The organism is Escherichia sp. E.sYA108 (assembly GCF_011754335.1).
Lineage (GTDB): Bacteria > Pseudomonadota > Gammaproteobacteria > Enterobacterales > Enterobacteriaceae > Escherichia > Escherichia coli.
This window is the reverse complement of record NZ_JAAQVZ010000001.1, coordinates 5,034,953-5,057,038: the sequence shown is the minus strand read 5'-3', so window position 1 is coordinate 5,057,038 and position 22,086 is coordinate 5,034,953. Positions and strand designations below refer to the sequence as shown.

General features: G+C 52.3%; 20 protein-coding genes. 17 read left to right on the top strand and 3 right to left on the bottom strand.

Annotated features, from left to right (window positions below; all coding sequences use genetic code 11):
* Nucleotides 1-33: 33 nt before the first annotated feature.
* Nucleotides 34-315 carry a peptidylprolyl isomerase PpiC gene (ppiC, locus tag HBM92_RS24145; protein ID WP_001140251.1) on the bottom strand — a complete coding sequence of 94 codons (282 nt, stop codon included), beginning with the start codon at nucleotides 313-315 and terminating at the stop codon, nucleotides 34-36.
* Between the two features lie 86 nt (nucleotides 316-401).
* On the opposite strand from ppiC, the gene rep reads away from it, so the two are divergent.
* Nucleotides 402-2,423 (top strand): DNA helicase Rep, encoded by a 2,022-nt coding sequence (rep, locus tag HBM92_RS24140; protein ID WP_001238867.1) that lies wholly within the window; start codon nucleotides 402-404, stop codon nucleotides 2,421-2,423.
* 46 nt (nucleotides 2,424-2,469) lie between these two features.
* Here rep and gppA read toward each other — a convergent pair whose 3' ends face one another.
* Both gppA and rhlB read right to left on the bottom strand, forming a co-directional pair.
* Nucleotides 2,470-3,954 carry a guanosine-5'-triphosphate,3'-diphosphate diphosphatase gene (gppA, locus tag HBM92_RS24135; RefSeq protein WP_000535977.1) on the bottom strand — a complete coding sequence of 495 codons (1,485 nt, stop codon included), beginning with the start codon at nucleotides 3,952-3,954 and terminating at the stop codon, nucleotides 2,470-2,472.
* 135 nt (nucleotides 3,955-4,089) lie between these two features.
* On the bottom strand, nucleotides 4,090-5,355 hold the full coding sequence (gene rhlB / locus HBM92_RS24130) for an ATP-dependent RNA helicase RhlB (RefSeq protein WP_000047499.1): 1,266 nt from the start codon (nucleotides 5,353-5,355) through the stop codon (nucleotides 4,090-4,092).
* A 130-nt stretch (nucleotides 5,356-5,485) separates the two neighbouring features.
* Between rhlB and trxA the strand changes: the two genes are divergently transcribed.
* The 16 genes from trxA to thrP all read left to right on the top strand — a co-directional run bounded on the left by trxA (nucleotide 5,486) and on the right by thrP (nucleotide 21,997).
* Nucleotides 5,486-5,815, top strand: a complete 330-nt coding sequence (trxA, locus tag HBM92_RS24125; RefSeq protein ID WP_001280776.1) for a thioredoxin TrxA — start codon at nucleotides 5,486-5,488, stop codon at nucleotides 5,813-5,815.
* A 140-nt stretch (nucleotides 5,816-5,955) separates the two neighbouring features.
* The gene (rhoL, locus tag HBM92_RS24120; RefSeq protein WP_001295255.1) at nucleotides 5,956-6,057 is read left to right on the top strand and encodes a rho operon leader peptide RhoL; all 102 of its coding nucleotides are present in this window, start codon (nucleotides 5,956-5,958) and stop codon (nucleotides 6,055-6,057) included.
* Between the two features lie 84 nt (nucleotides 6,058-6,141).
* Nucleotides 6,142-7,401 (top strand): transcription termination factor Rho, encoded by a 1,260-nt coding sequence (gene rho / locus HBM92_RS24115; protein ID WP_001054527.1) that lies wholly within the window; start codon nucleotides 6,142-6,144, stop codon nucleotides 7,399-7,401.
* 239 nt (nucleotides 7,402-7,640) lie between these two features.
* Nucleotides 7,641-8,744 carry a UDP-N-acetylglucosamine--undecaprenyl-phosphate N-acetylglucosaminephosphotransferase gene (gene wecA, locus HBM92_RS24110; RefSeq protein WP_001050960.1) on the top strand — a complete coding sequence of 368 codons (1,104 nt, stop codon included), beginning with the start codon at nucleotides 7,641-7,643 and terminating at the stop codon, nucleotides 8,742-8,744.
* Between the two features lie 11 nt (nucleotides 8,745-8,755).
* Nucleotides 8,756-9,802, top strand: a complete 1,047-nt coding sequence (gene wzzE / locus HBM92_RS24105) for an ECA polysaccharide chain length modulation protein (protein WP_001314258.1) — start codon at nucleotides 8,756-8,758, stop codon at nucleotides 9,800-9,802.
* 55 nt (nucleotides 9,803-9,857) lie between these two features.
* Nucleotides 9,858-10,988 carry a non-hydrolyzing UDP-N-acetylglucosamine 2-epimerase gene (gene wecB / locus HBM92_RS24100; RefSeq protein WP_000866670.1) on the top strand — a complete coding sequence of 377 codons (1,131 nt, stop codon included), beginning with the start codon at nucleotides 9,858-9,860 and terminating at the stop codon, nucleotides 10,986-10,988.
* Nucleotides 10,985-12,247 carry a UDP-N-acetyl-D-mannosamine dehydrogenase gene (gene wecC, locus HBM92_RS24095; protein ID WP_000006609.1) on the top strand — a complete coding sequence of 421 codons (1,263 nt, stop codon included), beginning with the start codon at nucleotides 10,985-10,987 and terminating at the stop codon, nucleotides 12,245-12,247. The genes wecB and wecC overlap by 4 nt, the downstream gene beginning before the upstream one ends.
* Nucleotides 12,247-13,314 (top strand): dTDP-glucose 4,6-dehydratase, encoded by a 1,068-nt coding sequence (rffG, locus tag HBM92_RS24090; RefSeq protein ID WP_001226625.1) that lies wholly within the window; start codon nucleotides 12,247-12,249, stop codon nucleotides 13,312-13,314. The genes wecC and rffG overlap by 1 nt, the downstream gene beginning before the upstream one ends.
* Before the next feature lie 18 nt (nucleotides 13,315-13,332).
* A complete protein-coding gene (gene rfbA / locus HBM92_RS24085; protein WP_000676064.1) occupies nucleotides 13,333-14,214 on the top strand; it encodes a glucose-1-phosphate thymidylyltransferase RfbA in 882 nt (293 codons plus the stop codon).
* Nucleotides 14,192-14,866, top strand: a complete 675-nt coding sequence (gene rffC, locus HBM92_RS24080) for a dTDP-4-amino-4,6-dideoxy-D-galactose acyltransferase (protein ID WP_001145189.1) — start codon at nucleotides 14,192-14,194, stop codon at nucleotides 14,864-14,866. Before rfbA ends, rffC begins: the two co-directional genes overlap by 23 nt.
* 4 nt (nucleotides 14,867-14,870) lie before the next feature.
* Nucleotides 14,871-16,001, top strand: a complete 1,131-nt coding sequence (gene rffA / locus HBM92_RS24075) for a dTDP-4-amino-4,6-dideoxygalactose transaminase (protein WP_000612049.1) — start codon at nucleotides 14,871-14,873, stop codon at nucleotides 15,999-16,001.
* A 1-nt stretch (nucleotide 16,002) separates the two neighbouring features.
* Nucleotides 16,003-17,253 carry a lipid III flippase WzxE gene (gene wzxE, locus HBM92_RS24070; RefSeq protein ID WP_000050274.1) on the top strand — a complete coding sequence of 417 codons (1,251 nt, stop codon included), beginning with the start codon at nucleotides 16,003-16,005 and terminating at the stop codon, nucleotides 17,251-17,253.
* Nucleotides 17,250-18,329, top strand: a complete 1,080-nt coding sequence (rffT, locus tag HBM92_RS24065; RefSeq protein WP_000217213.1) for a TDP-N-acetylfucosamine:lipid II N-acetylfucosaminyltransferase — start codon at nucleotides 17,250-17,252, stop codon at nucleotides 18,327-18,329. The genes wzxE and rffT overlap by 4 nt, the downstream gene beginning before the upstream one ends.
* On the top strand, nucleotides 18,326-19,678 hold the full coding sequence (wzyE, locus tag HBM92_RS24060; protein ID WP_000055119.1) for an ECA oligosaccharide polymerase: 1,353 nt from the start codon (nucleotides 18,326-18,328) through the stop codon (nucleotides 19,676-19,678). The genes rffT and wzyE overlap by 4 nt, the downstream gene beginning before the upstream one ends.
* Nucleotides 19,679-19,680: 2 nt before the next feature.
* Complete coding sequence (gene wecG, locus HBM92_RS24055) at nucleotides 19,681-20,421, top strand: lipopolysaccharide N-acetylmannosaminouronosyltransferase (protein WP_001064038.1); 741 nt, start codon at nucleotides 19,681-19,683, stop codon at nucleotides 20,419-20,421.
* Nucleotides 20,422-20,611: 190 nt separating this feature from the next.
* Nucleotides 20,612-21,997 carry a bifunctional threonine/serine APC transporter ThrP gene (gene thrP / locus HBM92_RS24050; RefSeq protein WP_000774735.1) on the top strand — a complete coding sequence of 462 codons (1,386 nt, stop codon included), beginning with the start codon at nucleotides 20,612-20,614 and terminating at the stop codon, nucleotides 21,995-21,997.
* Nucleotides 21,998-22,086: the final 89 nt, after the last annotated feature.

Sequence of the window (22,086 nt, the reverse complement as noted above, 5' to 3'; positions counted from 1 at the left end):
GTTCAAGGCCTTCTCCCGGAGAAGGCCTTTCTGTTAGTTACGGTACAGCACTTTAATGATGTGGTAACCGAACTGGGTATGCAGCGGGCCGGTTGGCTCCAGTACCGGACAAGAGAAAACCACTTTATCGAACGCCGGAACCATTTGACCCTGGCGGAATTCACCCAAATCACCGCCGCGTTTGCCTGACGGGCAAATGGAGTGTTTCTTCGCCAGCTTGCCGAAATCGGCACCATTCTTGATCTGCTCGAGAAGATCCAGAGCCAGTTTCTCTTCTTTTACAAGGATATGCAGTGCTGCTGCTGTTTTTGCCATGATCGTGCCTTGAGTGGTAAGGATGAGGCTGGCTATACTACCACGCTGTTATTTTCCCCTCCCGACTTTCATTGAGCGATTTTCCTATGCGTCTAAACCCCGGCCAACAACAAGCTGTCGAATTCGTTACCGGCCCCTGCCTGGTGCTGGCGGGCGCGGGTTCCGGTAAAACTCGTGTTATCACCAATAAAATCGCCCATCTGATCCGCGGTTGCGGTTATCAGGCGCGACATATCGCGGCGGTGACCTTTACCAATAAGGCGGCACGCGAGATGAAAGAGCGTGTCGGGCAGACGCTGGGGCGCAAAGAGGCGCGTGGGCTGATGATTTCCACCTTCCACACGCTGGGGCTGGATATCATCAAACGCGAGTATGCGGCGCTGGGGATGAAGGCTAACTTTTCGCTGTTTGACGATACCGATCAGCTTGCTTTGCTTAAAGAGTTGACCGAGGGGCTGATTGAAGATGACAAAGTTCTCCTGCAACAGCTAATTTCGACCATCTCCAACTGGAAGAACGATCTCAAAACACCGGCGCAGGCGGCGGCAGAGGCAAAGGGCGAGCGGGACCGTATTTTTGCCCATTGTTATGGGCTGTATGATGCACACCTGAAAGCCTGTAACGTTCTCGACTTCGATGATCTGATTTTATTGCCGACGTTGCTGCTGCAACGCAATGAAGAAGTCCGCGAGCGCTGGCAGAACAAAATTCGCTACCTGCTGGTGGATGAGTATCAGGACACCAACACCAGCCAGTATGAACTGGTGAAACTGCTGGTGGGCAGCCGCGCGCGCTTTACCGTAGTTGGCGATGACGATCAGTCGATCTACTCCTGGCGCGGTGCACGTCCGCAAAACCTGGTGCTGTTGAGTCAGGATTTCCCGGCACTGAAGGTGATTAAGCTTGAGCAGAACTACCGCTCTTCCGGACGTATTCTGAAAGCGGCGAACATCCTGATCGCCAATAACCCGCACGTCTTTGAAAAGCGTCTGTTCTCCGAACTGGGCTATGGCGCGGAGCTAAAAGTTTTAAGCGCGAATAACGAAGAACATGAAGCCGAGCGCGTCACCGGCGAGCTGATCGCCCATCACTTCGTCAATAAAACGCAGTACAAAGATTACGCCATTCTTTATCGCGGCAACCATCAGTCGCGGGTGTTTGAAAAATTCCTGATGCAAAACCGCATCCCGTACAAAATTTCTGGTGGTACGTCGTTTTTCTCTCGTCCTGAAATCAAGGATTTGCTGGCTTATCTGCGCGTGCTGACTAACCCGGACGATGACAGCGCATTTCTGCGTATCGTTAACACGCCGAAGCGAGAGATTGGCCCGGCTACGCTGAAAAAGCTGGGTGAGTGGGCGATGACGCGCAATAAAAGCATGTTTACCGCCAGCTTTGATATGGGCCTGAGTCAGACGCTTAGCGGACGTGGTTATGAAGCATTGACCCGCTTCACTCACTGGTTGGCAGAAATCCAGCGCCTGGCGGAGCGAGAGCCGATTGCCGCGGTGCGTGATCTGATCCACGGCATGGATTATGAATCCTGGCTGTACGAAACATCGCCCAGCCCGAAAGCTGCCGAAATGCGCATGAAGAACGTCAACCAACTGTTTAGCTGGATGACGGAGATGCTGGAAGGCAGCGAACTGGATGAGCCGATGACGCTCACCCAGGTGGTGACGCGCTTTACTTTGCGCGACATGATGGAGCGCGGCGAGAGCGAGGAAGAGCTGGATCAGGTGCAACTGATGACTCTGCACGCGTCGAAAGGGCTGGAGTTTCCCTATGTCTACATGGTTGGTATGGAAGAAGGGTTTTTGCCCCACCAGAGCAGCATCGATGAAGACAATATTGATGAGGAGCGGCGGCTGGCCTATGTCGGCATTACCCGCGCCCAGAAGGAATTGACCTTTACGCTGTGTAAAGAACGCCGTCAGTACGGCGAACTGGTGCGCCCGGAGCCGAGCCGCTTCCTGCTGGAGCTGCCGCAGGATGATTTGATTTGGGAACAGGAGCGCAAAGTGGTCAGCGCCGAAGAACGGATGCAGAAAGGGCAAAGCCATCTGGCGAATCTGAAAGCGATGATGGCGGCAAAACGAGGGAAATAATCAAGGCCGGAAAAGATGTGTCAGCATCGCATCCGGCACTTACTCATTAATGCACTTCCAGCGGCCAGTGGACATAGCTCTGCCACTGGCTTTCCTGATCAATAATCTCTTTACCCAGCGGATGTTGGGTTAGCCAACCTTGCGGAAGCGTCAAGGTCAACAGTTCATGGTTAGCCTGTAATGTCATCTCTGGCACGAGATCGTCACGGCGACGGCTGGCAAAAATGATAGCCAGGCGGAGTAAACGGCAGAGTTGTTCTGCGACGCGCGGTGGTACGGCATTTTGCTGATGCAGCGATGAGAGATCGACCGGATTAGTCTGGTTGAGCAGTAGCGTCGCCAGCAGTTTTTTCTGTGCGGGGGTAAAACCGGGAAGATCCAGATTACGTACCAGATAAGCAGCGTGTTGCGGCGCTTGTTTGAAGTCAACGCTCAGGCCGATTTCATGAAGCTGACAGGCGCTGATGAGCAAATCGCGGCTTATTGCTTCAAGATGCCATTCATTTTCCACCTGATCGTAGAAGTTAGCCGCAACTTTGGCTACGCGCTGTGCCTGATCAATATCGATCATAAAGCGGCGCTGAATATTACGCAGCGTACGGCTGCGAATATCCTGCTCGACGGTAAGATGCAACATACCGTAGACCAGGCCTTCACGCAGCGCACCGCCCGCCAGGGTCATACACTGAATATTCAGTTCGGTAAAAATGGCTATCAGGATCGCCAGACCACTCGGGAACACTAACGCACGTTCCAGCGTCAGCCCGTCAATCTCTAGCTCTTCCAGCCGACCGCAATGAATGGCGCGTTGTTTCAGTTGCTGCAACTTTTCCAGGGTAATGCGTTCATCCATCCCCTGTGCCATCATGATTTCCTGTAACGCCTGCACGGTGCCGGAAGCGCCAACGCACACTTTCCAGCCGTGATACCGTAATTCATCGGCAACCGGACGTAACACTTCGCGTGCCGCTTTTTCTGCAGCATCAAAATTTTCCTGCCCCAGATTACGATCGGCAAAATAGCGTTCCAGCCAGGTAACGCAGCCCATCGACAGGCTGAACAAAGAGGTGGTTTGTGCACCCGTGCCGGTTACCAGTTCAGTACTGGCTCCGCCGATATCCACCACCAGGCGCTGATCGGCACCGCCAGTGGTGTGAGCAACGCCCTGATAAATCAGACGCGCTTCCTCTTCACCGCTGATCACCTGTACCGGACAACCGAGGATTTCCTGCGCTTTGGCAATAAAATCACCCGCATTGACGGCAAGGCGTAATGTCGCCGTAGCGACAACGCGAATTTGCGAGGGAGGGATATCTTGCAGACGTTCAGCAAACAGGCGCAGACATTGCCAACCGCGCTCCATTGCTTCATTAGACAGGGCATTTTCGCTATTCAGGCCGGCAGCCAGACGCACTTTGCGTTTTATTCGCGTCAGCGTCTGGATGCTTCCAGCCACCTCGCGCACAACCAGCATATGAAAACTATTCGAACCGAGATCAATGGCTGCATACAGCGACGAGGTGGAACCCATACTCTTCATCCTTCAATCTGTCTCTGCGTTGGCTGCATTCCTTCACCTGAATCACTTACGACAGTAAGCGCATCGGGATTCATTCTCTTGCCATCTTGATACAGCTTGAATGATTTGGAGTATGACATTTTTTCTTTAACCTGAACGACGACGATTACGCGGAGCGCCAGTACGACGCGGACCATTGCCTGTGCGCGGGCGCGTGAGGCGCAGCGGTTTTGGCAGATCGGTCATCAATGCGTCCGGATTGTATTTACTTACCGGAATTGAGTGACCAATATAGGTCTCAATAGCAGGCAAATTCAATGCATACTCTTCACACGCCAGGCTAATAGAGTGACCGCTTGCGCCTGCGCGACCTGTTCGACCAATACGGTGAACGTAATCTTCACAGTCATCGGGTAAATCGTAGTTAAAGACGTGTGTCACAGCAGGAATATGCAAACCACGCGCGGCAACGTCGGTGGCAACCAGAATATCCAGATCCCCACGGGTAAATTCATCAAGAATACGCAGACGTTTTTTCTGCGCGACATCGCCTGTCAATAAACCGACACGATGACCATCTGCCGCCAGGTGGCCCCAGATCTCTTCACAACGGTGTTTGGTGTTGGCGAAAATAATCGCTCTGTCTGGCCACTCTTCTTCGATCAGCGTTTGCAGCAAACGCATTTTTTCTTCGTTAGAAGGGTAGAAAAGCTCTTCTTTAATACGATGGCCCGTTTTCTGTTCCGGTTCCACTTCAATATATTCGGCATTGTTCATCTGCTCGAACGCCAGTTCACGTACCCGGTACGAAAGCGTGGCGGAGAACAGCATGTTGAGGCGCTGGTTTGCAGGCGGCATACGGCGGAACAGCCAGCGGATATCTTTAATAAAGCCCAGATCGTACATGCGATCGGCTTCGTCCAGTACCACCACCTGAATGGCACCGAGGTTAATGTGGTTCTGCTTGGCGTAGTCAATTAAACGACCCGTGGTGCCAATCAGAATGTCAACGCCGCTTTCCAGCACTTTCAGCTGTTTGTCGTAGCCATCACCACCGTAAGCCAGACCCAGCTTCAGGCCAGTAGCTTCCGCCAGCGGTTCCGCGTCGGCATGGATCTGCACGGCAAGTTCACGCGTCGGTGCCATAATTAAGGCACGCGGTTGATTCACCTTGCGATCGGCAATCGCGGGATGAGAGAGAAGATAATGAAACGTTGACGTAAGAAACGCCATCGTTTTCCCGGTACCGGTTTGCGCCTGCCCGGCTACGTCACGACCCGCCAGCGTCAGCGGAAGGGCCAGTGCCTGAATGGGCGTACAGTTATGAAACCCTTTTTTTTCAAGGGCTTCTACAACCTTCGGATGCAGGGCGAAGTCGGAAAACTTCTGTTCTGTTAAATGTGTTTTGCTCATAGTGTGGTAGAATATCAGCTTACTATTGCTTTACGAAAGCGTATCCGGTGAAATAAAGTCAACCTTTAGTTGGTTAATGTTACACCAACAACGAAACCAACACGCCAGGCTTATTCCTGTGGAGTTATATATGAGCGATAAAATTATTCACCTGACTGACGACAGTTTTGACACGGATGTACTCAAAGCGGACGGGGCGATCCTCGTCGATTTCTGGGCAGAGTGGTGCGGTCCGTGCAAAATGATCGCCCCGATTCTGGATGAAATCGCTGACGAATATCAGGGCAAACTGACCGTTGCAAAACTGAACATCGATCAAAACCCTGGCACTGCGCCGAAATATGGCATCCGTGGTATCCCGACTCTGCTGCTGTTCAAAAACGGTGAAGTGGCGGCAACCAAAGTGGGCGCACTGTCTAAAGGTCAGTTGAAAGAGTTCCTCGACGCTAACCTGGCGTAAGGGAATTTCATGTTCGGGTGCCCCGTCGCTAAAAACTGGACGCCCGGCGTGAGTCATGCTAACTTAGTGTTGACTTCGTATTAAACATACCTTATTAAGTTTGAATCTTGTAATTTCCAACGCTTCCCGTTTTATCTTAAATGCGAAGTGAACAGATTTCTGGCTCGTCACTCAATCCGTCTTGTCGTTTCAGTTCTGCGTACTCTCCTGTGACCAGGCAGCGAAAAGACATGAGTCGATGACCGTAAACAGGCATGGATGATCCTGCCATACCATTCACAACATTAAGTTCGAGATTTACCCCAAGTTTAAGAACTCACACCACTATGAATCTTACCGAATTAAAGAATACGCCGGTTTCTGAGCTGATCACTCTCGGCGAAAATATGGGGCTGGAAAACCTGGCTCGTATGCGTAAGCAGGACATTATTTTTGCCATCCTGAAGCAGCACGCAAAGAGTGGCGAAGATATCTTTGGTGATGGCGTACTGGAGATATTGCAGGATGGATTTGGTTTCCTCCGTTCCGCAGACAGCTCCTACCTCGCCGGTCCTGATGACATCTACGTTTCCCCTAGCCAAATCCGCCGTTTCAACCTCCGCACTGGTGATACCATCTCTGGTAAGATTCGCCCGCCGAAAGAAGGTGAACGCTATTTTGCGCTGCTGAAAGTTAACGAAGTTAACTTCGACAAACCTGAAAACGCCCGCAACAAAATCCTCTTTGAGAACTTAACCCCGCTGCACGCAAACTCTCGTCTGCGTATGGAACGTGGTAACGGTTCTACGGAAGATTTAACCGCTCGCGTACTGGATCTGGCATCACCTATCGGTCGTGGTCAGCGTGGTCTGATTGTGGCACCGCCGAAAGCCGGTAAAACCATGCTGCTGCAGAACATTGCTCAGAGCATTGCTTACAACCACCCGGATTGTGTGCTGATGGTTCTGCTGATCGACGAACGTCCGGAAGAAGTAACCGAGATGCAGCGTCTGGTAAAAGGTGAAGTTGTTGCTTCTACCTTTGACGAACCCGCATCTCGCCACGTTCAGGTTGCGGAAATGGTGATCGAGAAGGCGAAACGCCTGGTTGAGCACAAGAAAGACGTTATCATTCTGCTCGACTCCATCACTCGTCTGGCGCGCGCTTACAACACCGTTGTTCCGGCGTCAGGTAAAGTGTTGACCGGTGGTGTGGACGCCAACGCCCTGCATCGTCCGAAACGCTTCTTCGGTGCGGCGCGTAACGTGGAAGAGGGCGGCAGCCTGACCATTATCGCGACGGCGCTTATCGATACCGGTTCTAAAATGGACGAAGTTATCTACGAAGAGTTTAAAGGTACAGGCAACATGGAACTGCACCTCTCTCGTAAGATCGCTGAAAAACGCGTCTTCCCGGCTATCGACTACAACCGTTCCGGTACCCGTAAAGAAGAGCTGCTCACGACTCAGGAAGAACTGCAGAAAATGTGGATCCTGCGCAAAATCATTCACCCGATGGGCGAAATCGATGCAATGGAATTCCTCATTAATAAACTGGCAATGACCAAGACCAATGACGATTTCTTCGAAATGATGAAACGCTCATAAATTTGTCTTATGCCAAAAACGCCACGTGTTTACGTGGCGTTTTGCTTTTATATCTGTAATCTTAATGCTGCGCTGGCGATGTTAGGAAAATTCCTGGAATTTGCTGGTGTGTTATGCAATTTGCATATCAAGTAGTTAATTTTCGCATAGTGCTGGTAGGTTCGGAACGGACTTTCCTTTCTGAATAAAGGTCTTCGTGGTTATACTTCTGCTAATAATTTTCTCTGAGAGCATGCATTGTGAATTTACTGACAGTGAGTACTGATCTCATCAGTATTTTTTTATTCACGACACTGTTTCTGTTTTTTGCCCGTAAGGTGGCAAAAAAAGTCGGTTTAGTGGATAAACCAAACTTCCGCAAACGTCACCAGGGATTGATACCTCTCGTTGGGGGGATTTCGGTTTACGCAGGGATTTGCTTCACGTTCGGAATTGTCGATTACTATATTCCGCATGCATCTCTCTATCTCGCTTGTGCTGGTGTGCTTGTTTTCATTGGCGCGCTGGATGACCGTTTTGATATCAGCGTAAAAATCCGTGCCACCATACAGGCCGCTGTTGGCATTGTTATGATGGTGTTCGGCAAACTTTATCTCAGTAGCCTGGGTTATATCTTTGGCTCCTGGGAGATGGTGCTCGGACCGTTTGGTTACTTCCTGACGCTATTTGCCGTCTGGGCGGCCATTAATGCGTTCAACATGGTTGATGGCATTGATGGCTTGCTGGGCGGGTTGTCCTGCGTCTCGTTTGCAGCAATCGGTATGATTTTGTGGTTCGACGGGCAAACCAGTCTCGCAATCTGGTGCTTTGCGATGATCGCCGCCATCCTGCCATACATCATGCTTAACCTTGGTATCCTGGGTCGCCGCTACAAAGTCTTTATGGGGGATGCGGGCAGTACGCTGATTGGTTTTACCGTTATCTGGATCCTGCTCGAAACGACCCAGGGCAAAACTCATCCCATCAGCCCGGTTACCGCTTTGTGGATAATCGCCATTCCGCTAATGGATATGGTGGCGATTATGTACCGTCGCCTGCGTAAAGGCATGAGCCCATTCTCTCCAGACCGTCAGCATATTCACCATTTGATCATGCGTGCCGGGTTTACTTCCCGCCAGGCGTTTGTGCTGATTACCCTTGCCGCAGCACTGCTCGCTTCCATTGGCGTGCTGGCAGAATATTCTCATTTTGTCCCGGAGTGGGTCATGCTGGTGCTCTTTTTGCTAGCATTCTTCCTCTATGGATATTGCATCAAGCGTGCCTGGAAAGTTGCTCGCTTTATTAAGCGCGTAAAACGCAGACTGCGTAGAAATCGTGGTGGCAGCCCCAATTTAACCAAATAAATGAGGATGTGATGACACAACCAATGCCTGGGAAACCGGCCGAAGACGCTGAAAATGAACTGGATATTCGTGGGTTGTTTCGTACCTTGTGGGCTGGGAAGCTGTGGATTATTGGCATGGGGCTGGCGTTTGCGTTAATCGCGCTGGCGTATACTTTTTTTGCTCGCCAGGAGTGGAGCTCGACAGCGATTACCGATCGTCCAACGGTGAATATGCTGGGGGGATATTACTCACAGCAGCAATTTTTGCGTAACCTGGATGTCCGTTCAAACATGGCTTCTGCCGACCAACCATCGGTCATGGACGAAGCCTATAAAGAGTTTGTTATGCAACTGGCCTCGTGGGATACCCGCAGAGAGTTCTGGCTGCAAACCGACTATTACAAACAGCGGATGGTGGGCAATAGCAAAGCCGATGCGGCGTTGCTGGATGAAATGATCAACAACATCGTGTTTATTCCCGGTGACTTCACCCGCGCGGTCAATGACAGCGTGAAGCTGATTGCCGAAACTGCGCCTGACGCTAATAACCTGTTACGTCAGTATGTTGCTTTTGCCAGCCAGCGTGCAGCCAGCCATCTGAATGATGAGCTGAAAGGCGCATGGGCGGCACGCACCATCCAGATGAAAGCTCAGGTGAAGCGTCAGGAAGAGGTGGCGAAAGCTATCTACGATCGCCGGATGAACAGTATTGAACAGGCGCTGAAAATTGCTGAGCAGCATAATATTTCGCGCAGTGCGACAGATGTGCCTGCCGAGGAATTACCTGATTCAGAAATGTTCCTGCTTGGGCGTCCAATGCTCCAGGCTCGACTGGAAAATTTACAGGCCGTCGGTCCGGCCTTTGATCTCGACTATGATCAAAATCGGGCCATGTTAAACACCCTGAATGTTGGTCCAACCCTGGATCCGCGTTTTCAGACCTATCGCTATTTGCGTACGCCGGAAGAACCGGTAAAACGCGATAGCCCACGTCGTGCCTTCCTGATGATTATGTGGGGCATTGTCGGGGGGCTGATCGGGGCTGGTGTCGCATTAACCCGCCGTTGCTCGAAATAGCAACACTGCTGCGGTGAGCGCAAAGGCGCTCGCCGCTTATTCGAAGAGAATCGATGTGAAAGTACTGACTGTATTTGGTACGCGCCCGGAAGCCATCAAGATGGCACCGTTGGTGCATGCGTTGGCAAAAGATCCTTTTTTTGAGGCTAAAGTTTGCGTCACTGCGCAGCATCGGGAGATGCTCGATCAGGTGCTGAAACTCTTTTCCATTGTACCTGACTACGATCTCAACATAATGCAGCCAGGACAGGGCCTTACAGAGATAACCTGTCGGATTCTGGAAGGGCTAAAACCAATTCTTGCCGAGTTCAAACCAGACGTCGTGCTGGTTCACGGTGATACTACTACAACGCTGGCAACCAGCCTGGCGGCGTTTTATCAGCGTATTCCTGTTGGTCACGTTGAGGCTGGTCTGCGCACGGGCGATCTCTATTCGCCGTGGCCGGAAGAGGCTAACCGTACATTGACCGGGCATCTGGCGATGTATCACTTCTCTCCAACCGAAACTTCCCGGCAAAACTTGCTGCGTGAAAACGTTGCTGACAGCCGAATCTTCATTACCGGTAATACCGTTATTGATGCACTGTTATGGGTGCGTGACCAGGTGATGAGCAGCGATACGCTGCGTTCAGAACTGGCGGCAAATTATCCGTTTATCGACCCTGATAAAAAAATGATTCTGGTGACCGGTCACAGGCGTGAGAGCTTTGGTCGTGGTTTTGAAGAAATCTGCCATGCACTGGCAGACATCGCCACCACGCACCAGGACATCCAGATTGTCTATCCGGTGCATCTCAACCCGAACGTCAGAGAGCCGGTCAATCGCATTCTGGGGCACGTGAAAAATGTCATTCTGATCGATCCCCAGGAGTATTTACCGTTTGTCTGGCTGATGAACCACGCCTGGCTGATTTTGACCGACTCAGGCGGCATTCAGGAAGAAGCGCCTTCGCTGGGGAAACCGGTGCTGGTAATGCGCGATACCACTGAGCGTCCGGAAGCGGTGACGGCGGGTACGGTGCGTCTGGTAGGCACGGATAAGCAGCGAATTGTCGAGGAAGTGACGCGTCTTTTAAAAGACGAAAACGAATATCAAGCTATGAGCCGCGCCCATAACCCGTATGGTGATGGTCAGGCATGCTCTCGCATTCTGGAAGCGTTAAAAAATAATCGGATATCACTATGAGTTTTGCGACCATTTCTGTTATCGGACTGGGTTACATCGGGCTGCCTACAGCAGCTGCGTTTGCCTCAAGGCAAAAACAGGTGATTGGTGTCGATATCAACCAACACGCGGTTGATACCATCAATCGTGGCGAAATCCATATCGTCGAGCCTGATTTGGCGAGCGTAGTAAAAACTGCCGTAGAAGGCGGTTTTTTACGAGCGAGCACGACGCCGGTTGAAGCGGATGCCTGGCTGATTGCTGTACCCACGCCGTTTAAAGGCGATCATGAGCCAGATATGACCTACGTTGAATCGGCTGCTCGCTCCATTGCGCCAGTGCTGAAAAAAGGCGCGTTGGTGATCCTTGAATCCACCTCGCCGGTGGGGTCAACCGAGAAGATGGCAGAATGGTTAGCAGAGATGCGTCCAGATCTCACTTTCCCACAGCAGGTGGGCGAGTTGGCGGACGTCAACATTGCTTACTGCCCGGAACGCGTATTACCGGGCCAGGTTATGGTCGAGCTGATTAAAAACGATCGCGTGATTGGTGGTATGACGCCGGTTTGTTCGGCCCGCGCCAGCGAACTGTACAAAATTTTCCTCGAAGGTGAGTGTGTCGTAACTAACTCGCGGACGGCGGAAATGTGTAAGCTCACCGAAAACAGCTTTCGCGATGTGAATATCGCTTTTGCTAATGAATTGTCGCTGATTTGTGCCGATCAGGGGATTAACGTCTGGGAACTGATTCGCCTGGCGAATCGTCACCCTCGCGTCAATATTCTTCAGCCAGGCCCTGGCGTGGGCGGTCACTGCATCGCTGTTGATCCGTGGTTTATCGTGGCACAGAACCCCCAGCAGGCGCGGCTTATCCGTACCGCGCGCGAAGTGAACGATCACAAACCGTTCTGGGTTATCGATCAGGTGAAAGCGGCGGTGGCTGATTGTCTGGCTGCTACCGATAAACGCGCCAGTGAACTGAAAATCGCCTGCTTTGGTCTGGCGTTTAAACCGAATATTGATGACCTGCGTGAAAGCCCTGCGATGGAAATCGCTGAACTGATCGCCCAGTGGCACAGCGGCGAAACGCTGGTTGTTGAGCCTAACATCCACGAGTTGCCGAAGAAACTGACCGGGCTTTGTACTCTGGCGCAGCTTGACGAGGCGCTGGCAACGGCAGATGTGCTGGTGATGCTGGTCGATCATAGTCAGTTCAAAGTTATCAATGGCGACAACGTCCATCAGCAGTATGTCGTCGATGCCAAAGGAGTCTGGCGCTGATGAGAAAGATTCTGATAACAGGTGGTGCCGGGTTTATTGGCTCGGCGCTGGTGCGTTATATCATCAACGAAACGAGCGACGCGGTGGTGGTGGTCGATAAGCTGACCTACGCCGGAAACCTGATGTCGCTGGCACCGGTCGCGCAAAGCGAGCGCTTTGCCTTTGAGAAAGTTGATATCTGCGATCGGGCAGAACTGGCGCGCGTATTCACTGAGTATCAGCCAGACTGTGTCATGCATCTGGCAGCCGAAAGCCATGTTGACCGTTCTATTGACGGCCCGGCAGCGTTTATTGAAACCAACATTGTCGGGACTTATACACTGCTTGAAGCGGCGCGGGCTTACTGGACTGCGCTGACGGAAGATAAAAAATCAGCGTTCCGTTTTCATCATATCTCCACCGACGAAGTATATGGTGACCTGCACTCGACGGATGATTTCTTCACCGAAACCACGCCGTATGCGCCGAGCAGCCCTTATTCCGCGTCAAAAGCCAGCAGCGACCATCTGGTGCGCGCCTGGCTGCGGACCTATGGTTTGCCGACGCTTATCACCAACTGCTCGAATAACTACGGTCCTTACCACTTTCCGGAAAAACTGATCCCGCTGATGATCCTCAACGCGCTGGCGGGTAAACCGCTGCCGGTATATGGCAACGGGCAGCAAATCCGTGACTGGCTGTATGTTGAAGATCATGCCCGCGCGCTGTATTGCGTGGCGACCACCGGGAAAGTCGGTGAAACCTATAATATTGGCGGTCACAACGAGCGTAAGAATCTCGAGGTTGTGGAAACCATCTGCGAGCTGCTGGAAGAACTGGCTCCGAACAAGCCGCACGGCGTGGCGCACTATCGCGATCTGATCACCTTTGTCGCTGACCGTCCAGGGCATGACCTACGCTATGCCATTGATGCTTCGAAAATTGCCCGTGAACTTGGCTGGCTGCCGCAGGAAACCTTTGAAAGTGGAATGCGTAAAACGGTTCAGTGGTATCTGGCTAATGAAAGCTGGTGGAAGCAGGTGCAGGACGGCAGCTATCAGGGCGAGCGTTTAGGTCTGAACGGCTAATTCTCAGCGGAGGCAAACATGAAAGGTATTATCCTGGCGGGCGGTTCCGGCACCCGATTGCATCCGATTACGCGCGGCGTATCGAAGCAACTGTTGCCGATTTACGATAAGCCAATGATTTACTATCCGCTGTCGGTGCTGATGCTGGCCGGTATCCGCGAAATTCTCATCATCACTACGCCGGAAGACAAAGGTTATTTCCAGCGCCTGCTGGGCGATGGTAGTGAGTTCGGTATCCAGCTGGAATATGCCGAACAGCCCAGCCCGGACGGTCTTGCGCAGGCATTTATCATCGGTGAAACCTTCCTTAATGGTGAGCCATCTTGTCTGGTGCTGGGCGATAACATCTTCTTCGGTCAGGGCTTCAGTCCGAAGCTGCGTCATGTTGCGGCGCGCACGCAAGGGGCGACGGTATTTGGCTATCAGGTAATGGATCCAGAACGCTTTGGCGTCGTGGAGTTTGACGACAATTTCCGCGCTATCTCTCTGGAAGAAAAGCCAAAACAGTCAAAATCAAACTGGGCGGTGACCGGGCTTTATTTCTACGACAGTAAAGTTGTGGAGTACGCAAAGCAGGTGAAGCCGTCGGAGCGTGGTGAACTGGAGATTACCTCCATCAACCAGATGTACCTCGAGGCGGGCAACCTGACCGTTGAACTGCTCGGGCGCGGATTTGCCTGGCTGGACACTGGCACTCACGACAGCCTGATTGAAGCCAGCACCTTTGTACAGACGGTGGAAAAACGCCAGGGCTTTAAGATTGCCTGCCTGGAAGAGATCGCCTGGCGTAACGGCTGGCTTGATGACGAAGGCGTGAAGCGCGCCGCCAGCTCGCTGGCGAAAACTGGCTACGGCCAATATCTGCTGGAGTTACTTCGTGCCCGTCCGCGCCAGTATTGAGCCACTAACCTGGGAAAACGCCTTCTTTGGTGTTAACAGTGCCATTGTGCGCATTACGTCTGAAGCACCGCTCCTGACGCCAGACGCGTTAGCGCCGTGGTCACGGGTGCAGGCCAAAATTGCGGCATCAAATACGGGTGAACTGGATGCCCTGCAACAGCTGGGATTCTCCCTGGTAGAAGGTGAAGTTGATTTGGCGCTACCCGTGAACAATGTCAGTGATAGCGGTGCTGTAGTGGCACAAGAGACCGATATTCCCGCATTACGTCAGTTAGCCAGCGCCGCATTTGCGCAAAGCCGTTTTCGTGCGCCATGGTATGCGCCTGACGCCAGCGGTCGCTTTTATGCGCAGTGGATTGAAAATGCCGTGCGCGGCACCTTTGATCATCAATGTCTGATTTTACGTGCGGCGTCCGGCGATATTCGCGGCTATGTCTCTTTACGGGAACTCAATGCGACAGATGCGCGAATTGGCCTGCTGGCTGGACGCGGTGCAGGTGCTGAGCTGATGCAAACAGCGCTAAACTGGGCGTATGCTCGCGGTAAAACAACTTTGCGGGTGGCGACCCAGATGGGCAACACCGCCGCGCTTAAACGATACATACAAAGTGGTGCGAATGTAGAAAGCACCGCGTACTGGTTATACAGGTGATCACATGATTCCATTTAACGCACCGCCGGTGGTGGGAACCGAACTCGACTATATGCAGTCGGCAATGGGTAGCGGCAAACTGTGCGGCGATGGTGGTTTTACCCGTCGCTGCCAGCAGTGGCTGGAGCAACGTTTTGGCAGCGCCAAAGTGTTACTGACGCCATCCTGTACCGCTTCGCTGGAGATGGCGGCGCTGCTGCTCGATATCCAGCCTGGCGATGAAGTGATCATGCCGAGCTACACCTTTGTCTCCACCGCCAATGCCTTTGTGCTGCGTGGCGCGAAAATCGTCTTTGTGGATGTTCGCCCGGACACCATGAACATCGACGAAACGCTGATTGAAGCGGCGATCACCGACAAAACGCGCGTTATCGTGCCGGTCCATTACGCGGGTGTGGCCTGCGAAATGGACACCATTATGGCGTTGGCGAAGAAGCATAATCTGTTTGTGGTGGAAGATGCCGCTCAGGGCGTGATGTCCACTTACAAAGGGCGTGCGCTGGGAACCATTGGTCATATTGGCTGCTTTAGCTTCCATGAAACCAAAAACTACACGGCGGGTGGTGAAGGCGGCGCGACGCTGATTAACGATAAAGCGTTGATCGAACGAGCCGAGATCATCCGTGAAAAAGGCACAAACCGCAGCCAGTTCTTCCGTGGTCAGGTCGATAAATATACCTGGCGCGATATTGGCTCCAGCTATTTGATGTCCGATCTGCAAGCTGCGTACCTGTGGGCGCAACTGGAAGCTGCGGATCGTATCAACCAGCAACGTCTGGCGCTGTGGCAAAACTACTACGATGCGCTGGCGCCTCTGGCAAAAAATGGGCGTATCGAGCTGCCGTCGATTCCCGATGGCTGCGTGCAGAACGCGCATATGTTCTACATTAAACTGCGGGATATTGCTGACCGGAGCGCATTGATTAACTTTCTGAAAGAAGCGGAAATCATGGCGGTGTTCCATTACATTCCGCTGCACGGTTGCCCTGCGGGGGAACGCTTTGGTGAGTTCCACGGCGAAGATCGCTACACCACCAAAGAGAGCGAGCGCCTGCTGCGCCTGCCGTTGTTCTACAACCTGTCGCCCGTCAATCAGCGTACGGTAATTGCGACCTTGTTGAACTACTTCTCCTGATATGTCGTTGGCAAAAGCGTCCTTGTGGACGGCGGCCAGTACACTGGTCAAGATTGGTGCCGGGTTACTGGTCGGTAAGTTGCTGGCAGTGTCATTTGGTCCGGCGGGGCTTGGGCTGGCGGCAAATTTCCGCCAGTTGATTACCGTGCTCGGCGTGCTTGCCGGGGCAGGCATCTTTAACGGCGTAACCAAATACGTTGCCCAGTATCATGATAATCCCCAACAGCTGCGCCGCGTAGTCGGCACTTCATCAGCGATGGTACTTGGCTTCTCTACGCTAATGGCGCTGGTTTTTGTGCTGGCAGCTGCGCCAATCAGCCAGGGGTTGTTTGGTAATACCGACTATCAGGGGCTGGTGCGTTTAGTGGCGCTGGTGCAAATGGGGATTGCCTGGGGCAACCTGTTACTGGCGTTGATGAAAGGCTTTCGCGATGCCGCAGGTAATGCGTTATCTCTGATTGTCGGTAGCTTGATTGGCGTTCTCGCGTACTACGTCAGTTATCGTTTGGGCGGTTATGAAGGGGCGTTGCTGGGTCTGGCGCTGATTCCCGCGCTGGTGGTAATTCCTGCTGTTATCATGTTGATCAAACGTGGTGTCATCCCGTTAAGCTATCTGAAACCCAGCTGGGATAACGGTCTGGCAGGGCAGTTGAGCAAATTTACGCTCATGGCGTTGATTACGTCGGTGACCTTGCCTGTTGCTTACATCATGATGCGTAAACTGCTGGCGGCGCAGTATAGCTGGGATGAAGTGGGGATCTGGCAAGGGGTGAGCAGTATTTCCGATGCCTACCTGCAATTTATTACGGCATCGTTCAGCGTATATTTGCTGCCCACGTTGTCGCGGTTAACGGAAAAGCGCGATATCACCCGGGAAGTGGTTAAATCGCTGAAATTTGTCTTACCGGCAGTGGCGGCGGCGAGTTTTACCGTCTGGTTGCTGCGTGATTTTGCTATCTGGCTGCTGTTGTCGAATAAATTTACCGCTATGCGCGATCTCTTTGCCTGGCAGTTGGTGGGTGATGTGTTAAAAGTGGGCGCTTATGTCTTTGGTTATCTGGTGATCGCCAAAGCGTCACTGCGGTTTTATATTCTGGCGGAAATCAGCCAGTTCACTTTATTGATGGTATTTGCCAACTGGCTAATCCCTGCGCATGGCGCACTGGGCGCAGCACAGGCCTATATGGCAACCTATATCGTCTATTTTTCTCTTTGTTGTGGCGTGTTTTTACTCTGGCGTAGGCGGGCATGACTGTACTGATTCACGTACTGGGATCGGATATCCCTCACCATAACCGAACCGTTCTGCGGTTTTTCAACGACGCGCTGGCCGCGACGAGCGAGCACGCGCGCGAGTTTATGGTTGCTGGCAAGGACGACGGCTTAAGTGATAGCTGTCTGGCGCTTTCTGTGCAATTTTTCCCTGGGAAAAAATCGCTGGCGGAAGCGGTCATCGCGAAAGCAAAAGCTAACCGTCAGCAGCGATTTTTTTTCCACGGTCAGTTCAATCCCAAACTGTGGCTGGCTCTGCTGAGTGGTGGCATTAAGCCCAGCCAGTTTTTCTGGCATATCTGGGGAGCAGACCTGTATGAGCTTTCCAGTGGCTTGAGATATAAGCTTTTTTACCCGCTACGTCGCCTGGCGCAAAAGAGAGTCGGCTGTGTATTTGCCACCCGCGGTGATTTGAGCTTTTTTGCCAAAACGCATCCAAAGGTGCGGGGAGAACTGCTGTACTTCCCGACGCGGATGGACCCTTCTCTTAATACGATGGCGAACGATCGGCAACGTGAAGGAAAAATGACCATTCTGGTGGGGAACTCCGGTGACCGCAGCAATGAGCATATTGCTGCCTTGCGCGCCGTTCATCAGCAATTTGGCGATACGGTAAAAGTGGTGGTGCCGATGGGATATCCGCCTAATAACGAAGCGTACATCGAGGAAGTTCGTCAGGCGGGACTGGAGTTATTCAGCGAAGAAAACCTACAAGTTCTGAGCGAAAAACTGGAATTTGACGCCTATCTGACGCTACTTCGCCAGTGCGATCTCGGTTACTTTATTTTTGCCCGCCAGCAGGGCATTGGTACGCTTTGCTTACTGATTCAGGCGGGCATTCCTTGTGTGCTTAACCGGGAAAATCCGTTCTGGCAGGATATGACGGAACAGCATTTGCCAGTACTGTTTACTACCGATGATCTCAACGAGGATATTGTGCGTGAAGCGCAGCGCCAGTTGGCGTCGGTGGATAAAAACACCATTGCCTTCTTTAGCCCTAACTATCTACAAGGCTGGCAGCGGGCGTTGGCGATTGCCGCCGGGGAGGTCGCATGAGTCTGCTGCAATTCAGTGGCCTGTTTGTTGTCTGGCTGCTCTGCACGCTGTTTATTGCCACGCTGACCTGGTTTGAGTTTCGCCGTGTGCGCTTTAACTTCAATGTCTTCTTTTCATTGCTGTTTTTGCTCACCTTTTTCTTCGGCTTTCCGCTGACCAGCGTGCTGGTATTTCGCTTTGATGTTGGTGTCGCGCCGCCAGAAATCTTGTTGCAGGCGTTGCTTTCTGCAGGCTGCTTCTACGCGGTTTACTATGTCACCTACAAAACCCGTCTACGCAAACGCGTTGCTGATGCACCGCGCCGTCCGCTGTTTACCATGAACCGCGTGGAGACCAATCTCACGTGGGTGATCCTGATGGGCATCGCTCTGGTGAGCGTCGGCATCTTCTTCATGCACAACGGCTTTTTGCTGTTCCGGCTTAATTCTTACAGTCAGATCTTTTCCAGCGAAGTCTCCGGCGTGGCATTAAAACGCTTCTTTTACTTTTTCATCCCGGCGATGCTGGTGGTTTATTTTCTGCGCCAGGATAGCAAAGCGTGGCTGTTTTTCCTCGTCAGCACGGTTGCCTTTGGCTTGTTGACTTACATGATTGTCGGCGGCACTCGCGCCAATATCATCATCGCATTCGCTATCTTCCTGTTTATTGGCATTATTCGCGGCTGGATTTCTTTGTGGATGCTGGCGGCGGCGGGCGTGCTGGGGATTGTGGGCATGTTCTGGCTGGCGCTAAAACGCTATGGAATGAATGTGAGCGGCGATGAAGCGTTCTATACGTTTCTCTATCTCACTCGCGACACCTTCTCGCCGTGGGAGAATCTGGCGTTGCTGTTGCAGAACTACGACAACATCGACTTCCAGGGCCTGGCTCCAATTGTCCGCGATTTCTATGTCTTTATCCCTTCCTGGCTGTGGCCGGGTCGCCCGAGTATGGTGCTGAACTCCGCCAACTACTTTACCTGGGAAGTACTGAATAACCACTCCGGACTGGCGATCTCGCCTACGCTTATAGGCTCACTGGTTGTTATGGGCGGCGCGTTGTTCATCCCGCTCGGGGCGATTGTTGTTGGACTGATCATCAAATGGTTCGACTGGCTGTATGAGCTGGGCAACCGCGAGACTAATCGCTATAAGGCTGCGATATTGCACAGTTTCTGCTTCGGGGCGATCTTCAATATGATCGTGCTGGCGCGTGAAGGGCTGGATTCGTTTGTCTCACGCGTGGTCTTTTTTATCGTGGTCTTCGGCGCATGTCTGATGATCGCAAAACTGTTGTACTGGCTTTTTGAAAGCGCCGGACTCATTCATAAACGAACAAAATCATCGCTCCGGACGCAGGTTGAAGGATAACAATGAATAACAACACCACGGCACCGACCTATACGCTGCGTGGCTTACAGTTGATTGGTTGGCGTGATATGCAGCATGCCCTCGATTATCTGTTCGCTGACGGGCAGCTTAAGCAGGGAACGCTGGTTGCCATTAATGCCGAAAAAATGCTGACCATTGAAGATAACGCCGAGGTCAGGGAGTTAATTAACGCTGCCGAATTTAAATATGCGGATGGCATCAGCGTTGTACGTTCAGTACGTAAAAAGTACCCGCAGGCGCAGGTTTCCCGCGTTGCTGGGGCCGATCTCTGGGAAGAGCTGATGGCGCGCGCAGGCAAAGAAGGGACACCGGTATTTCTTGTGGGCGGTAAACCTGAAGTGCTGGCGCAAACTGAAGCTAAACTGCGCAACCAGTGGAATGTGAATATCGTTGGCAGTCAGGATGGTTATTTTAAACCCGAGCAGCGTCAGGCGCTGTTTGAACGCATTCATGCCAGCGGAGCGCAAATCGTCACCGTTGCGATGGGATCGCCAAAGCAGGAGATCTTCATGCGCGACTGCCGTCTGGTGCATCCAGATGCGCTGTATATGGGCGTTGGCGGGACCTACGATGTTTTCACCGGTCACGTAAAACGCGCACCGAAAATCTGGCAAACGCTGGGGCTGGAGTGGCTCTACCGCCTGCTTTCGCAGCCGAGCCGCATTAAGCGTCAGCTTCGTTTGCTGCGTTATTTACGCTGGCATTACACCGGCAACCTCTGATTTTCCTCTCTTTGTAAAGCGACGAAGTGGTCACTTCGTCGCCTGTCTGCTTTTTTATTACACAAAGCATTCAAATTTTTAATGCTTTATTTGCCATTTCTCCTGAATTACGAAAACATTCGCAACACTCGATGTACCCATAACGATAACCGGTAACACCGGAAAGCATGCAAACACAACACGAGGATTTATGGCAGATAACAAACCAGAGCTACAGCGTGGGCTGGAAGCTCGACATATCGAACTCATCGCCCTGGGGGGCACCATTGGCGTCGGCCTGTTTATGGGGGCCGCCAGTACCCTGAAATGGGCCGGGCCATCCGTATTGTTGGCCTATATCATCGCCGGGCTGTTCGTCTTTTTCATCATGCGTTCAATGGGCGAAATGTTGTTCCTCGAACCGGTTACCGGTTCGTTCGCCGTTTACGCGCATCGTTATATGAGCCCATTCTTTGGTTATCTCACCGCCTGGTCTTACTGGTTTATGTGGATGGCGGTGGGGATCTCAGAAATCACCGCCATTGGCGTTTATGTCCAGTTCTGGTTCCCGGAGATGGCGCAGTGGATACCCGCATTGATCGCGGTGGCGCTGGTGGCGTTGGCGAATCTGGCTGCGGTGAGGTTGTACGGCGAAATCGAGTTCTGGTTCGCGATGATCAAAGTCACCACGATTATCGTGATGATTGTCATTGGCCTGGGCGTGATTTTCTTTGGCTTTGGCAATGGCGGGCAGTCGATTGGTTTTAGCAATCTCACAGAGCATGGCGGTTTCTTTGCTGGTGGCTGGAAAGGGTTCCTGACCGCATTGTGTATTGTGGTGGCGTCCTACCAGGGCGTGGAGCTGATTGGCATTACTGCCGGTGAAGCGAAGAATCCGCAGGTGACGCTGCGCAGTGCCGTAGGCAAGGTGCTGTGGCGAATCCTGATTTTCTACGTTGGCGCGATTTTCGTTATCGTTACTATCTTCCCGTGGAATGAAATAGGCAGCAACGGTAGCCCGTTCGTACTGACTTTCGCCAAAATCGGCATTACCGCAGCGGCGGGCATTATCAACTTTGTGGTGCTGACGGCTGCGCTCTCTGGCTGTAACAGCGGCATGTACAGTTGCGGACGTATGCTCTATGCACTGGCGAAAAACCGTCAGTTACCGGCGGCAATGGCGAAAGTTTCCCGTCACGGCGTACCGGTTGCGGGTGTGGCAGTATCTATTGCTATTCTGCTAATTGGCTCATGCCTGAACTACATCATTCCCAATCCGCAGCGTGTGTTTGTTTACGTCTACAGTGCCAGCGTGCTTCCGGGGATGGTGCCATGGTTTGTGATATTGATAAGCCAGCTGCGTTTTCGTCGTGCGCATAAAGCAGCAATTGCCAGCCATCCGTTCCGCTCAATCCTGTTCCCTTGGGCCAACTACGTAACAATGGCATTCCTGATTTGCGTTTTGATCGGCATGTACTTTAATGAAGATACGCGTATGTCGCTGTTTGTCGGCATCATCTTTATGCTGGTGGTGACGGCGATTTATAAAGTTTTTGGGCTTAATCGCCACGGTAAAGCGCATAAACTGGAGGAATAAGCAGCAAAACGCACAAACCGTAACCAAACGCGCAATTTATTTAAAAAGGGACTAGACAGAGGGGTGGGAAGTCCGTATTATCCACCCCC

Coding starts and splice junctions, on each gene's coding strand:
- rffG (WP_001226625.1), top strand. CDS start 12,247: ATGAGAAAGATTCTGATAACAGGTGGTGCCGGGTTTATTGGCTCGGCG.
- ppiC (WP_001140251.1), bottom strand. CDS start 315: ATGGCAAAAACAGCAGCAGCACTGCATATCCTTGTAAAAGAAGAGAAA.
- wzzE (WP_001314258.1), top strand. CDS start 8,756: ATGACACAACCAATGCCTGGGAAACCGGCCGAAGACGCTGAAAATGAA.
- rffT (WP_000217213.1), top strand. CDS start 17,250: ATGACTGTACTGATTCACGTACTGGGATCGGATATCCCTCACCATAAC.
- rhlB (WP_000047499.1), bottom strand. CDS start 5,355: ATGAGCAAAACACATTTAACAGAACAGAAGTTTTCCGACTTCGCCCTG.
- wzyE (WP_000055119.1), top strand. CDS start 18,326: ATGAGTCTGCTGCAATTCAGTGGCCTGTTTGTTGTCTGGCTGCTCTGC.
- wzxE (WP_000050274.1), top strand. CDS start 16,003: ATGTCGTTGGCAAAAGCGTCCTTGTGGACGGCGGCCAGTACACTGGTC.
- rffA (WP_000612049.1), top strand. CDS start 14,871: ATGATTCCATTTAACGCACCGCCGGTGGTGGGAACCGAACTCGACTAT.
- rep (WP_001238867.1), top strand. CDS start 402: ATGCGTCTAAACCCCGGCCAACAACAAGCTGTCGAATTCGTTACCGGC.
- wecG (WP_001064038.1), top strand. CDS start 19,681: ATGAATAACAACACCACGGCACCGACCTATACGCTGCGTGGCTTACAG.
- rhoL (WP_001295255.1), top strand. CDS start 5,956: ATGCGAAGTGAACAGATTTCTGGCTCGTCACTCAATCCGTCTTGTCGT.
- trxA (WP_001280776.1), top strand. CDS start 5,486: ATGAGCGATAAAATTATTCACCTGACTGACGACAGTTTTGACACGGAT.
- thrP (WP_000774735.1), top strand. CDS start 20,612: ATGGCAGATAACAAACCAGAGCTACAGCGTGGGCTGGAAGCTCGACAT.
- gppA (WP_000535977.1), bottom strand. CDS start 3,954: ATGGGTTCCACCTCGTCGCTGTATGCAGCCATTGATCTCGGTTCGAAT.
- rfbA (WP_000676064.1), top strand. CDS start 13,333: ATGAAAGGTATTATCCTGGCGGGCGGTTCCGGCACCCGATTGCATCCG.
- rho (WP_001054527.1), top strand. CDS start 6,142: ATGAATCTTACCGAATTAAAGAATACGCCGGTTTCTGAGCTGATCACT.
- wecC (WP_000006609.1), top strand. CDS start 10,985: ATGAGTTTTGCGACCATTTCTGTTATCGGACTGGGTTACATCGGGCTG.